General features: G+C 35.3%; 8 protein-coding genes and 2 pseudogenes. 8 read left to right on the plus strand and 2 right to left on the minus strand.

Going from position 1 to position 13,523, the window contains the following annotated elements; all coding sequences use genetic code 11:
* Positions 1–493: 493 nt before the first annotated feature.
* From AC1DKZ_RS23310 to AC1DKZ_RS23330, 5 genes and pseudogenes are all read left to right on the plus strand, one after another.
* Positions 494–1,804, plus strand: a pseudogene (locus AC1DKZ_RS23310) (ABC transporter permease).
* An 11-nt stretch (positions 1,805–1,815) separates the two neighbouring features.
* Positions 1,816–2,520 (plus strand): ABC transporter ATP-binding protein, encoded by a 705-nt coding sequence (locus AC1DKZ_RS23315; RefSeq protein ID WP_476997140.1) that lies wholly within the window; start codon positions 1,816–1,818, stop codon positions 2,518–2,520.
* Positions 2,521–2,919: 399 nt separating this feature from the next.
* Positions 2,920–5,055 (plus strand): peptidoglycan D,D-transpeptidase FtsI family protein, encoded by a 2,136-nt coding sequence (locus AC1DKZ_RS23320; RefSeq protein WP_476997141.1) that lies wholly within the window; start codon positions 2,920–2,922, stop codon positions 5,053–5,055.
* 1,231 nt (positions 5,056–6,286) lie between these two features.
* Positions 6,287–6,911, plus strand: a pseudogene (locus AC1DKZ_RS23325) (serine hydrolase domain-containing protein); the annotation flags it as partial.
* 78 nt (positions 6,912–6,989) lie between these two features.
* Positions 6,990–8,366, plus strand: coding sequence for an alpha/beta hydrolase family protein (locus AC1DKZ_RS23330; RefSeq protein ID WP_476997142.1), 1,377 nt, complete (start codon positions 6,990–6,992; stop codon positions 8,364–8,366).
* 321 nt (positions 8,367–8,687) lie between these two features.
* Here AC1DKZ_RS23330 and AC1DKZ_RS23335 read toward each other — a convergent pair whose 3' ends face one another.
* Both AC1DKZ_RS23335 and AC1DKZ_RS23340 read right to left on the minus strand, forming a co-directional pair.
* Positions 8,688–9,029 (minus strand): YolD-like family protein, encoded by a 342-nt coding sequence (locus AC1DKZ_RS23335; RefSeq protein ID WP_476997143.1) that lies wholly within the window; start codon positions 9,027–9,029, stop codon positions 8,688–8,690.
* The gene (locus AC1DKZ_RS23340) at positions 9,026–10,291 is read right to left on the minus strand and encodes a Y-family DNA polymerase (RefSeq protein ID WP_476997144.1); all 1,266 of its coding nucleotides are present in this window, start codon (positions 10,289–10,291) and stop codon (positions 9,026–9,028) included. The genes AC1DKZ_RS23335 and AC1DKZ_RS23340 overlap by 4 nt, the downstream gene beginning before the upstream one ends.
* Positions 10,292–10,632: 341 nt before the next feature.
* Here AC1DKZ_RS23340 and AC1DKZ_RS23345 point away from each other — a divergent pair, with 341 nt between their 5' ends.
* From AC1DKZ_RS23345 to tnpA, 3 genes are all read left to right on the plus strand, one after another.
* Complete coding sequence (locus AC1DKZ_RS23345) at positions 10,633–12,066, plus strand: ABC transporter permease (RefSeq protein WP_476997145.1); 1,434 nt, start codon at positions 10,633–10,635, stop codon at positions 12,064–12,066.
* An 11-nt stretch (positions 12,067–12,077) separates the two neighbouring features.
* Positions 12,078–12,764 (plus strand): ABC transporter ATP-binding protein, encoded by a 687-nt coding sequence (locus AC1DKZ_RS23350; protein WP_476997146.1) that lies wholly within the window; start codon positions 12,078–12,080, stop codon positions 12,762–12,764.
* Positions 12,765–13,123: 359 nt separating this feature from the next.
* Complete coding sequence (tnpA, locus tag AC1DKZ_RS23355; protein WP_476997147.1) at positions 13,124–13,522, plus strand: IS200/IS605 family transposase; 399 nt, start codon at positions 13,124–13,126, stop codon at positions 13,520–13,522.
* Position 13,523 lies beyond the last annotated feature (1 nt).

Raw genomic sequence — 13,523 nt, forward strand, 5'->3', positions numbered from 1 at the left:
CTACATGAATAAAACACACGGCAAGCTTATGGGTTAATAATTAACTCACGGCCAATTTATGCTTCCAATTCCGTTGAATAATTAGATAATCACCTACAAAAATAAGTGTTTTCTGGCCAACTTATGCTTCCAACTGCGGCCAACTTATAGGTAAAGTGAGACTCTCTATGGAATATTAATTTTAATTTATACTTTGTATTCATTTTTTGTCAGCGATGGTAGTGAAGTAACATTTTATGTATGTCGAACAATTAAGATGGCTTCCTGCCATCCCTTGTCCGAGGCCAATTCATCTCCCACCTACTCACTTCGCGTTCCTTGAGGAAGGAGTCTTCTTGGCTAAAATGATAAAATTTTATATTTTTGCATCAAAACCGGAAAAACACCCATTTATCAATTTATTTCTATTTTTTAATCTTTACAAAAGAACCAGATTAACTCCATACCACCTACAGATTTCTACTTTATGCTAAATCTCTAGGAGGTTATAAACATGAATTTTATCAAACGATCATTTTTAAGTTTAAAATTAAGAAAAGGAAAGGCACTTATATTACTTGCTATTTTTCTAGTTGTAATTAATTTAGTGTTTGCTGGATTTACAATTAACAGTGCATCAAGTAAAGCCACCGATTCGGCCAGACAACAATTAGGAGCAAATGTTAATTTAATAATAGATATAAATAAATATATAAACAGTGATCAAAATACTGGTGGAGCAGGAATGGTACCTGCTATCTAAGTGAAAGAAGCTGATAAATTAAAGAACTCTAAGTATTTAGCTCACTATAATTATCTAAAAAGTGCTAATGCTGAGCTGAAAGAGCTCCATTATGTCGAATCACTTGGAGGAGCTCAATCATTTGGCCCAAATAATAATTTAAATTTCACTTTACAGGGTGTTAGAGATTTTTCTTTATTAGAAGCTGCTCAAGACAAAAAATTAAAACTAGTTGAAGGAAAGGGAATTACGCCAAAAACAGTAGGGAAAAACGTTGCTATGATTGAAAAAAGACTAGCTGAAAAAAACAATTTAAAAGTGGGTGATAAACTGCAAATAGGTGAAGTAATGGATCAGGAACTTACCACGAAAGAGCTAGAAATTATAGGTATATATGAGTCAAAAGAAGAGGCCTCATCTTTTGGAGGACAATCTTTTTCTTTATTAGAGCCTGCTAATCAAATATATGTACCGTATTCATTAAAGGACCCTAAGGATATTGATGCATTTAAGGAGGAAGCAAAAAAATTAGGATTACCAGATTACTATGAATTGGATGCACAAGATAGGGTATATAAACAAATGATTGGTCCAATCGAAAATATTGCATCTTTTTCGAAAATGATTGTAATTATTGCCTCCATTGCAGGTGCAACTATTTTAGGATTAATTATTATGTTATCTATTAAGGAACGTAGGAAAGAAATGGGAATTTTGCTATCTATAGGCGAGAAAAGGTGGAAGTTAATGGGCCAATTACTAGTTGAGATAGTATGTATTGTTATATTAGCATTTGGTTTATCTTTATCAACAGGAGAGAAAATATCTCAAAAAATCGGTGATAATCTGCTATCTAGTGAAATAGCAAAGAATGAAGATAGACCAGAAGACCCTATAGCACTACTTAGTGGTAATCCTACTGCAGAAGTAGATCGAGTAGATAATATTGATGTAAGTATTTCAACTGAAGATTTAGGAAAAATAGGGGGAATTGGATTAGGGATCGCTATCCTGGCAACGATTCTTCCAGCATTATCAATTCTTCGTTTAAATCCAAAACAAATCCTTTTAAAAGATGAATAAGGAGGCCCGGTATGGAGACAATTTTACAATTTAAAAACTTAAATTATTATTATGAAAGTAACGGAAAGAAAGTAACGATACTAGATAATGTTGATTTTTCTTTTCAAACAGGGCATTTCTACACCATTTTAGGACCATCTGGATCTGGTAAAACCACAACGCTTAGCTTAGGGTGTGGGCTGGATATACCTAAAAATGGGTATGTACTGTATAAAGGAAATGATATTCGAAAAATTGGTTTGGATCAATACCGTAATCAATATGTGTCTGTAATTTTCCAATCCTATAATTTAATTACCTATATGACGGCTCTTCAGAATGTACTAACGGCAATGGAAATTACAGGTGTGAAGGCACAGAATAAAAAAGCAAGGGCATTAGAATTATTAGAGAAAGTAGGACTCACAGAAATAGAAGCGAAACGAAATGTCTTGCAACTAAGTGGTGGACAACAACAACGTGTAGCAATTGCTCGAGCGCTATCTTGCAATGTGGATTTACTGATTGCTGATGAGCCTACAGGAAACCTTGATGAAGAAACAGCAAATGACATTATTGATTTGTTCCAGGAGCTCGCTCGTCAAGAAAATAAATGTGTAATTGTTGTGACGCATTCACAAGAAGTTGCAAAAAAATCGGATCGAGCAGTTTATTTGAGCAAGAAGAATTTAATAGTAAAAGATATTGACACTCCCACCCCTAAAGGTACAAGCTGACAAACGTCAGTGGGATTCTTGCTATCAAAGGTGAAGTCTATTTCTGATATCGCTGACGTGCAAGATTGCGGTGTGCCATCACCATTCTCACGACAGACCGTATAGGTTCGTGAGCTACGGTACTATAAACCATACCGTACAGATCGTTGCGTGTTCATATGTTTTAGCGTCTTGTTCTTGACGACACATATCATTTTAAAGACTTGTGCTTGTCTATCGTTCAAGTATAACCAAAACACAACTGTTTTTCTATGAAAAAACGATACTTTCATCCCATGCCTAAAGGCGGAATAAAGTCCGATATGGGCTTTCCCACATCGTGAAATCTGTAATAGATAAGTTTGGGCTAATGTAAAAGCTGCATTTAAGAAACGCATTAAAGATACAAGAGGAGTATGTATGAAAAAGCAAAAAGAAAAGAAAAAGCCCTATATACCTCTCCGATTAAACGTTTTATTTCTTTGTATATTTTTATTGTTTTCAGCTATTATTGTCCGGATAGGAATTTTACAAATTGTTGATGGAGAGACTTACAAAAGTGAAGTGAAAAAAAATAACAATGAAACAATAGGACTTTCAGTACCTCGTGGGAAGATTTTTGATCGAGAAGGGAAATCAGTCGTGGATAATCGCCCGCTTCGTTCTATTACGTATACAAGGTTAAAGGGGATAAAAATTGAGGATATGCTAAAAACAGCGAAAGATCTAGCAAATGTACTTGAAATTCCGGACGAAGACATAAATAAGTTAACTGAGATAGATAAAAAAGATTTTTGGATGCAATTAAATAAGGAGCAAGCCAAAGAAAAAGTTACTAAACAAGATGAAGAAAATCTGAGAAAGAAGAGCATAGAAGGGAAAGAGTTAGACAAGAAAATTGAAGAGTTAAGACGAAATCGTATTACAGAAGAAGAATTAGCAGAATTAACGCTGCAAGATTTAAAAGTGTTAGCGATTAAAAGTAAGATGAGTTCTGGTTATCAAATGACCCCTCAAATTATTAAAAGCGATGCGACAGAACAGGAGTATGCACGGATAAGCGAAAACCTAGCAGATTTTCCAGGTGTGGACGCAACAGTTGACTGGGAGCGTAATTATGTAAATGGTGATTTATTCCGTTCTGTATTAGGGAATATAACAAGCAGGGAAGAAGGATTGCCTAAAGAACACTTAGATTCGTATTTAGTGCGTGGATACAATCGTAATGATCGGGTTGGAAAAAGCTATATTGAACAAAGATATGAAGATGTATTACATGGTAAAAAAGAAGAAGTGACAAATATTACTGATAAATTTGGAGATATAATCAAAACAGAAACAGTGTTGAAAGGGAAAAGTGGTAATGATTTAATATTAACAATTGATATGGAATTGCAAAAGAAGGTGGAAGAAAGTATTGAGAAAAATTTAAGAGACTTTAAAGGTTCGGAACCATTATTGGATCGTGCTTTTGTTGTTATGATGAACCCTAAAACGGGACAAATTTTATCTATGGCTGGAAAAAAATTAGTTGAAAAAGATGGGGGGACAGAACTGGAAGACTTTGCCTTGGGTAACATCGTAACTTCTTATGAGTTAGGTTCAGCTGTAAAAGGTGCTACCTTATTAACTGGATACCAAACAGGAGCTATAAAGCCAGGAGATACATTTTATGATGCACCTATGAACTTTAAAGGTACACAAGCTAAAAAGTCATGGAATGTATCTGGTTTTGGGAATATTAATGATTTAAGAGCTTTACAAGTATCTTCTAATGTATATATGTTCCATACAGCTTTACAAATTGCTGGGGTTAATTATGTACCAAATGGTTCATTAGATATTAAACAAACAGCATTTGACACAATGCGTTATTATTTTAAACAATTTGGTTTAGGAGTTCCAACAGGAATTGATTTACCAAATGAAATAACGGGACAAACGAGACAGAAAGATACCAAGCCTGGATTTTTACTGGATTTTTCCATTGGGCAGTATGATACGTACACACCAATGCAATTGGCACAATATGTTTCAACGATTGCAAATGGTGGATATCGAATGAAGCCTCAAATTGTACAAGAGATTCGAGAACAAACAACAAAAGCCGAAGACATTGGTAAAGTTGTACAATCTTTAGAACCTGTTGTGTTAAATAGAGTTGATATGGAGAAAGAATATATCGAGCGAGTAAAAGAGGGGTTTAGATTGGTATTTCAAGAAGGTGATGGAACTGGTGTAAGGCATTTTAAGAATGCCCCATATAAGCCAGCAGGTAAGACAGGAACAGCCCAAACAGTATATGGTGGGGATAATGAAATTGGAAGAAATGCAGAAGGTGAGCGTATTGAGTGTTACAATATAACACTAGTCGGATATGCTCCATACGATAATCCAGAAGTAGCTTTTTCTGTAGTGGTCCCATGGGTTAATGATGATAAAAGTGGTATTAACTCATTAATTGGAAAAGATATTTTAGACGCATATTTTGATTTGAAAAAGCAACGTATAAATGGTGAAAGTAGCAATGCCGATATTCCTAATCAGAAACAGTAAAATTGTTGCATATTTCTAACTAGTAAAGATAGGGGCATGTATGGTGACCCCCATTAGGCTAAAACGTATAAAAAGACACTATCTAAAGTGTCTTTTTATACGTTGACATGCTATTTAAGAAAATGTAGTGAATAATCATAATTAATTAGAAGCTTCTCTATTAATCTCTATATATATAGATTGAAAATTTACGAAAAAACTTTAGATAAAATTTCTTTTAAGGCGTTTTTACAAACATTTACACCAACGTAGGAAGTAGTGAGGTTCTTCTTCTCCCGACATATACACCAGGAACTGCAATTAGCAGTGAACTTTCTTCAACTAAACCTAAATTATTCAACGAAAGTTTATTTTTGAGTTATTTTTTTGTTATTCTACTTTTTTCAGCACTCTGCTAGGGGTACCGCCACATCGCTATCAAGCTAAGGTTTTAATATATCCCCTAAATGAATATTTTCTTTTTCTACAGGTAGTTACTTTGAAAAGTCAGCTTATTTTTTCGTTTTGATGGCTTTTATTTTTCTTAAACCGATGGATATGGAGTCCCCCCTTAGGTTAAATAAATTTCGGCTTAGAAACAAGTGACTTTAACAATGTTCGGAGTGTTTCATGCATCACAATGTCATTTGTTTTGTATCGCAAGAAGAAAAATTACAATACAAAAGAGCCGGAATTCACCCTGTTCGGAGTAAATCGAAACTTTAATAATTAAAGGACGAAAAAAGAAGCATAGAAGTGAAAAACTTCTGTGTTTCTTTTTGATTAATATATTTATTGGAAAAGTATTTTCACAGATGCTTCTGCTATCTCTATTATAGAAGCTATTTTGAATGTAAGAGATTTGTAAGGAATGGATAAGAAAAAAGAAATTTTTATTGTGTAGGATAAAAATATAAAGAAGCGTGAAAGGGGAATTAGATAAGATATATTTATGTGAAAAACATACTAGTAATAAGAGTGTTCTAAGGAAAAGAAGTAATTTCTGGGGTAACATACTTGTAAACAAAGAGGGATTCACCGTTTGTTAGGGCAAAAATAATCATTATGAAGATAATTATGAATTCCATGTTGCCCTTTTGTCATTGGTGGAGATGATAGCTGTGTAGTTAATACGAAACAACAAGCAACCATACTCTATGAATAGAGGAGAGGAATGCCTTGTGAAAACACGTAGTCAAATTACATTTAGCACTCAACGAGATCGTAATTCCGTCAAACAAGCAATGGAGGTATCGCCAGCGTGACGAAGACGTTCACCGCAACGGTTGTACTTCAATTAGCTGCAGAGAACCGCCTTAATCTAGACGATTCCATCGAAAAAATGGTTGCCTGGTGTCATTCAAGGAAACGGATATGATGCTAAACAGATTACTATCCAGCAGATATTGAACCACTTGAATTGTCGAATACATTTCTACCTGGTAATTCAAGCGTTATTCCAGGCACCAACCATGCCCGTGGATATTTCCAACCAGACGGAGCAAGTGAGCTAAAAGACGTTACTGATTATAACCCAAGTATAGGTAGCTCGGCTGGAGATATGATTTCTACTGCTGACGACTTAAACAAATTCTTCTCTTACTTACTCAGTGGTAAATTACTGAAGGAACAGCAATTAAAACAAATGCTTACTACAGTTCCTACAGGAAGTGCTGAACTCGGCGGATATGGTCTTGGAATCTATGAAACTAAGCTTCCAAACGGTGTCTCGAAATGGGGACACTTAGGTGGCATTCTAGGGTTTAGTACTTTTGCTGGAGGTACACTTGGAGGTAATCATACGTTAGCAGTCAATTTGAACAGCTGATAATCCTGATCCTTTTAAAAATATTTTACTTGCTGAATTTAGCAAGTAGGCAAAAAGGAAAACAGGATAAATTTTGTCATAGTTTTTATATTTAAAAATATATCTTTCACATATTGGAGGGTAAAACATGAATAAAAAAAAGAAAATACAAAAATCAGCACTTTCCGTTACCCTACTCTTTTCTTTAGGCATTTCATCTTTCCCGCTTACAACAGCTATTCACGCAGATACACGTGAGGAACAATCTGCAGAAAAGAAACTAGTCTCTTTAACGGAGCGTACATCATTATTTTTTGAATATCTCCAGCAAGGTAAGTATGCAGAGGCACTCCAGTTGACGTCTGCTGCTTTTCAATCCAAGTTTACAGCAAACACATTACAAAATTGGTGGACACAAAGTGGGATAAAAATCATGGGAACACCTGTAATAAAAGAACGAAACTTGGTCCATCAGACGGTGGAAATTCCAGGAGCTACCCAAGGAACTACCATACCGCTACTCATTAAATTCACACCTGGCGGGAAAGTAGATGAAGTTGGGGAAAGGCCGCCTCAGGAATCTTACATTCCGCATCCTAGCTATGACCAACCTGCTTCCTATCAAGAACGTGAAATCGTCATTGGAAATTCTACTTATCCGTTACCAGCCACATTAACGGTTCCGAAACATAAGCCTGGTAAAAAGGTACCCGTCGTTGTTCTTGTTCATGGTGCTGGCATCCATGATCGCGATGCTACCTATTTGGGAACAAAAATCTTACGAGACCTTGCGGTGGGCCTTTCATCCAACGGAATTGCAGTGTTGCGCTATGAAAAACGTACCTTAGAACATGCATTAAAGATGAGTGCAGAACCTGTTACGTTAGACCGTGATACTACAGATGATGCCATATATGCAGCAAAGTCAGCAGCGCAGCAGGAAGGCATTGATTCAAATAATATTTTCATTCTCGGACATAGCCAAGGAGCTGGCACAATGCCGCGTATACTGAGCAAAGCGCCTTCCTCACTAGTTCGAGGAAGTATCTTACTCGCACCACCTGCACGCCCTTTGACTGACACTGCCATTGATGTGAGTCAATACCTTGGGGCGCCAAAGGAAGTAATCGATGAACTAAAAAGACAGTTCGCTTTTATCCTGGATCCTACTTTCAATCCTGACCATCCGCCAGCTGGCTACAATTTTCCGTTTCCGTCTCCTCATTTTATGTATGATGTTACTAGGTGGCGTCCAGTTGAGGAGGCAAAATCACGAAAAGAGCCTTTACTGATTCTGCAAGGGGCACGCGATTATCAAGTAACAGTAAAAGATGAATATACAAAATGGCAGAAAGGACTTTCAAACCGCGGGAATGTTCAGTTCAAAGAATACCCGAAATTGAATCATTTCTTCACGGAGGGTGACGGGGAATTGAGTCTTCCAAGTGAGTACGAAATCCCTGCAAATGTTCCCGAGTACGTCATCCAGGACATTATTACATGGGTCAATGAGACAAAAAAATAAGAAAACATCAAAAGCCTTCATGCAATCATCATTGCGTGAAGGCTTTTTTGAAACTAGTGATTTCATCCAAGTGATTCAGACATATCTATTATTTTCGTTATCATTTTATCTAATATTTGCCTTGTTACCCTTATAGGGGTAGCGTCACATCGCTATCAAGCTAACAAAACAAGAGTCACTTTTGTTATAAGATATTTTTGACTTATGTTTCATTTATTATATTTTTAAAATATAGTTTCATATCCTTAGCTTCGAATTCATTTATTTCAAGGGGGGAGCGCAATCATCACATTTAGTATTTATACTTTGCATTGAATGCTTTTATTTTGCATCGACAACATCCATAAATTTAAGAGTAATCCTGTTATAAAAAGCATCTGTACATAATATAGAACAATTCAATGGATCAATATCAGTCACGGTCATGTAGTTAGTAAGCAGATAGCCATCTTCGTAATATGTAATCAACACCTCTTCTTCAGATAGTAATGAGCATAATAACATGTTCTCGATAAGTTCTTTTTCTTCAGAAGTTAAGAGTGGACGTGCTACTTTATTTTTTTCCTTAATAATCTCACGTATACCGTCAAATTGTTCTGTCATTGCAGCAAACGGCGTCCATTTCACCATTCCTCTTCCCTTTGGCATATTAGCGTTGTTCATGATTTGTGTCCTCCTAACAATGTGTTTCTGTATCTTGCTGTAGCACTATTTGTATAAGAAATTCCTCTTAATATGCTGTTCTTACCAAACTTAGTGCGTATTTCATCCATTACCTTCGTTAATTTCATTTCTTTTTCTCGTTGTATTACATTGTCAAAAAGAGATATTTGTTCTTCACCTTCATTGATTAAGTTGGTTAAAGAAACATTGATAGATCTAATTGGTTCCCCGGTATAAAACTTATGTAAAAAATATGTACAAATATGATAGATATCCATTGTTAAATTAGTTGGTCGGTTCATAGTGTGAGTTTTTCTGAAACCACCAGCGTAATTTTTACTGTAACCAATGGAAAAATGGATTGTTTGAGCTAGTTTGTTTTGTCTTCTCATTCGATAACAAACTTCCTCGATATGTTCCAGTAGGATGATCGGGAATTCCTCTATCGTGTAATCACGCATGAGTATTTGACTTTTACCAATAGATGTTGTTGCGGGTATGTATTTTTCTGCAATGCGGCTAAAATCAATGCCGTTGCTATGTAAGTGTAATTCTTCACCAATAACCCCAAAGCTTTGTATTAAGTATTTGAGAGGATAAACAGCTAGGTCACCGATTGAATGTATTCCTTTTCGGTTTAACTTCGCTTCTGTTTTACCCGAAATCCCCCAAAACTTGCTAAGTGGTCGTATCGGCCATAATTTTATAGGGACATCTTCGTACTTCCAGTATGCTATACAATCTTTCGTTTTCTTCGCTTCCACATCTAATGCCACTTTGCTCATTAAAGGATTAGGTCCAATCCCAATCGTGCATTCAATTCTTGTTCTTTCATATATTTCACGTTTGAATTTTAATGCAAATTCATAGGGCTCATTCGCAAACAGATGAATGCTATTTGTAATATCCATAAAGAATTCATCGATGCTGTATTGATGGAAATCCTCAATCGGAACGTATTGTAGAGCTAATTTCGTTATGTAATTTGAGCATTTTATATAAGTTCCCATGATTGGGTTTACCACAAGAATGTCTTTACGCCGTGGTATTTCGTACAACCTTGCCATTTTTTTAACACCTAATGCCTTTAATGGTGGTGTTGCAGCCAAAACAATGGAGCCACTCCTGTTAACATCTCCTACTACAGCTAATTTAGTATGCAGTGGGTCTAAGCCCATCTTGATACAGGACACGCTTGCATAAAAGCTGCGAAGATCTACACATAAAACAATTCGATTTGGCAAAATTGAGTAGTCATACACCGTTATGCCTCCTTAAATAAGAACGTCTGTTCTTATTATATACGAATGTGTGTTCTGTTATAAAGGTTTTTTTATAAAAAAATAAAACTGATTCTAGTTAGCCAGTTTTTACATATCCCAAAAGTCGGTGGATTTAACGTTGGGTTGTATTTGTCTAATAACTTTTAAAAATTTTTTATTACGTATTTTAATTTGTGTTCCAGTTTTTCTTGCCCATATTAATGAATTACTACATATAAACTCCAGATAAGCCCTAATATCTTTAGATAATCTACTGAATATCTTCATATAAACTCCAGATAGCGTATATACAATAACAACTATCAAGGAGGTTAGGAAAAATGAATTTTATAAAACGCGCAATTCTCAGTATGAAAAAAAGAATAGGAACATCATTAATTTTGATGGCGGTCTTTCTGATTGTTACAAACTTAGTGCTGGCAGGATTCACAATCCAAAATGCATCAAAAAAAGCAGCTGATGCAGCAAGAAAAAAACTGGGTGCTGATGTTACTTTAGGTCTTGATTTTGATAAATTAGGAAAACAAGCAAGGGAAACTGGAGAAGCGCCTAATCCGCCGCAGCTCAATACAAAAGAAACAGATCAATTAGCGAAGTCCAAGCATGTAAAAGACTATAATTATATAACCCATAATTTCGGAATTGCAGATGGATTTAAATTAGTAGGAGTTTCAGAAGGAGAAGGAGAAGGAGAAGGAAAAGGAAATGCTAGAGTGGCAACGGCGGGAGGATCAGGTTCGGGTACAGAAATAGATATGAATTCTTCTCTTATGATAGAAGGAGTTCGCAAGACTTTATTACAAGAAAGCTTTAAAAATGGAAAAAATAAAATCGTTGATGGAAAACCGATTACAGAAAAGATGCAAGATCAGAATGTAGCTTTAATGGAAAAACGATTAGCGGAACAAAACAATTTGAAAGTAGGAGATAAAGTTAAAGTTCAATCAGGGGATAAAAAGGAAACTCTTGAAATTGAAATTATCGGTATTTACGAAACGAATGAGCAACCAATGGGTCAAAATCCCCCTCCTATGATGAATCCAGCTAATAAACTATATATGCCTTACTCTACTTTAAAAAAATTAGAAGTAGATGAAGGTATGAGTAGTATTCAAGTTGTGTACTTATTGAACGACCCACAATACATTGATGCATTTAAAAAAGAAGCAAAAAAATCTGATATTGATTTTAATTATTTTAAGTTAGATGCACATGATTCATTGTACAAACAAATGATTGGTCCTATCGAAAATATCGCTTCTACTTCTCAAATGATTATCTATATGGTATCTATTGCAGGTGCGATTATCTTAGGATTAATCATTATGTTATCGATTAAAGCGCGTCGTAAGGAAATGGGGATTCTATTGTCCATTGGAGAGAAAAAATGGAAACTGATGGCGCAGTTCGTAGTAGAAGTAGTATGTATTGCTATTTTAGCATTTGGATTATCCATAACAACAGGAGCAAAAATTTCTCAATTCATAGGGAATAATTTACTTTCGAGTGAAATTGCTACAGCAAGCGAAGAAACAGATACCCCACAAAATGGTACTGTAATGATGTCTGGACCTGGTGGTACGCTACAAGACCAAAAAGAAGATCCAATTGATAAAATTGATGTAAGTGTAACAGGAGAAGATGTAGCGAAAATGGGGGGGATTGGACTAGCTATTGCTTTATTAGCAACGCTTCTTCCAGCATTATCTATTCTACGCTTAAATCCAAAACAAATCCTTTTAAAAGATGAATAAGGAGGCTCGACATGGAGACGATTTTACAATTTAAAAACTTAGATTATTACTATGAAAGTAACGGAAAAAAAGTAACGATACTAGATAATGTTAATTTTTCTTTTCAAAAAGGGCATTTCTACACGATTTTAGGGCCATCTGGATCTGGTAAAACCACAACTCTTAGCTTAGGCTGTGGTCTAGATATACCTAAAAATGGTTATGTACTGTTTAATGGCAAGGATATTCGAAAAATTGGCTTGGATCGATACCGTAATCAAAATGTATCCGTAATTTTCCAATCCTATAATTTGATTACCTATATGACTGCTCTTCAAAATGTACTAACGGCAATGGAAATTACAGGTGTGAAGGTACAGAATAAAAAAGCAAGAGCATTAGAATTATTAGAGAAGGTAGGACTCACAGAAGTAGAAGCGAAACGAAACGTCTTGCAACTAAGTGGCGGGCAACAACAGCGTGTAGCAATTGCTAGGGCACTATCTTGCAATGTTGATTTACTTATTGCGGATGAACCAACAGGAAACCTTGATGGAGAAACAGCAAAAGAGATTATTGAGTTGTTTCAAGAGCTTGCTCATCGAGAGAATAAATGTGTAATTGTTGTTACGCATTCACAAGAAGTTGCAAAAAAATCGGATCGAGCAGTGTATTTAAGTAAAAAGAAGTTAGTAGTAAACGAAATTAATAATAGCTAAGAAAAAAGCTACTTTTGTTCCTAATTAACATAATTTTCAATATTAAAATCTATAGATGTTAATATTTGTTATATAATATATTTTTCAAAGCATTACCCCTGTAGTTTCTATGATGAATCTGTAAGATAGTTTGTTTGTCCCGTATATTCACCTGAAAACAAAAAGAACTTGTAGAGATTCCTACAAGTTCTTTTTGTTTTAACGAATTCCTCGAAAGAATTCTCCTTCCTCAAGCGTGTGAAGGGCGTAGCCCAGCGGTAGGTGGGAGATGAATTTCGGCTTGGCGTAGCCAAAAGGCTTTGCTTTTTATTTTGCCTCTGATATAATCAGTCTTATAAAGTACAAAGGTTGGTATATCAATGAAATTAGATAGCAATAATCATTCAGTGTTCTTGTTATATTATCATCTTGTGTTGGTCGTAAAATACAGAAGAAATGTGTTTGATGATGATATGTCAGATTATGCAAAAGACATGTTTATCAGGTTATCCGAGAATTACAACATAACACTGGTAGAGTGGAATCATGATGTAGACCATGTTCATATTTTGTTCAAGGCACATCCGAATACAGAAATGACAAAATTCATCAATGCTTATAAGAGTGCAAGTTCTCGACTAATCAAGAGAGACTTTCCACAAGTGAAAAAGAAACTTTGGAAAGAGATGTTTTGGTCAAGAAATTTTTGCTTACTAACTACTGGTGGTTCGCCAATAGATGTAGTAAATAAATATATTGAAAACCAAGGTGAAAAGTGAG

Source organism: Bacillus sp. 05T21, assembly GCF_056396785.1.

Excerpts from the sequence above, each read along its gene's own strand:
- AC1DKZ_RS23330 (WP_476997142.1), top strand. The coding sequence starts at position 6,990 with ATGAATAAAAAAAAGAAAATACAAAAATCAGCACTTTCCGTTACCCTA.
- AC1DKZ_RS23315 (WP_476997140.1), top strand. The coding sequence starts at position 1,816 with ATGGAGACAATTTTACAATTTAAAAACTTAAATTATTATTATGAAAGT.
- AC1DKZ_RS23335 (WP_476997143.1), bottom strand. The coding sequence starts at position 9,029 with ATGAACAACGCTAATATGCCAAAGGGAAGAGGAATGGTGAAATGGACG.
- tnpA (WP_476997147.1), top strand. The coding sequence starts at position 13,124 with ATGAAATTAGATAGCAATAATCATTCAGTGTTCTTGTTATATTATCAT.
- AC1DKZ_RS23320 (WP_476997141.1), top strand. The coding sequence starts at position 2,920 with ATGAAAAAGCAAAAAGAAAAGAAAAAGCCCTATATACCTCTCCGATTA.
- AC1DKZ_RS23350 (WP_476997146.1), top strand. The coding sequence starts at position 12,078 with ATGGAGACGATTTTACAATTTAAAAACTTAGATTATTACTATGAAAGT.
- AC1DKZ_RS23345 (WP_476997145.1), top strand. The coding sequence starts at position 10,633 with ATGAATTTTATAAAACGCGCAATTCTCAGTATGAAAAAAAGAATAGGA.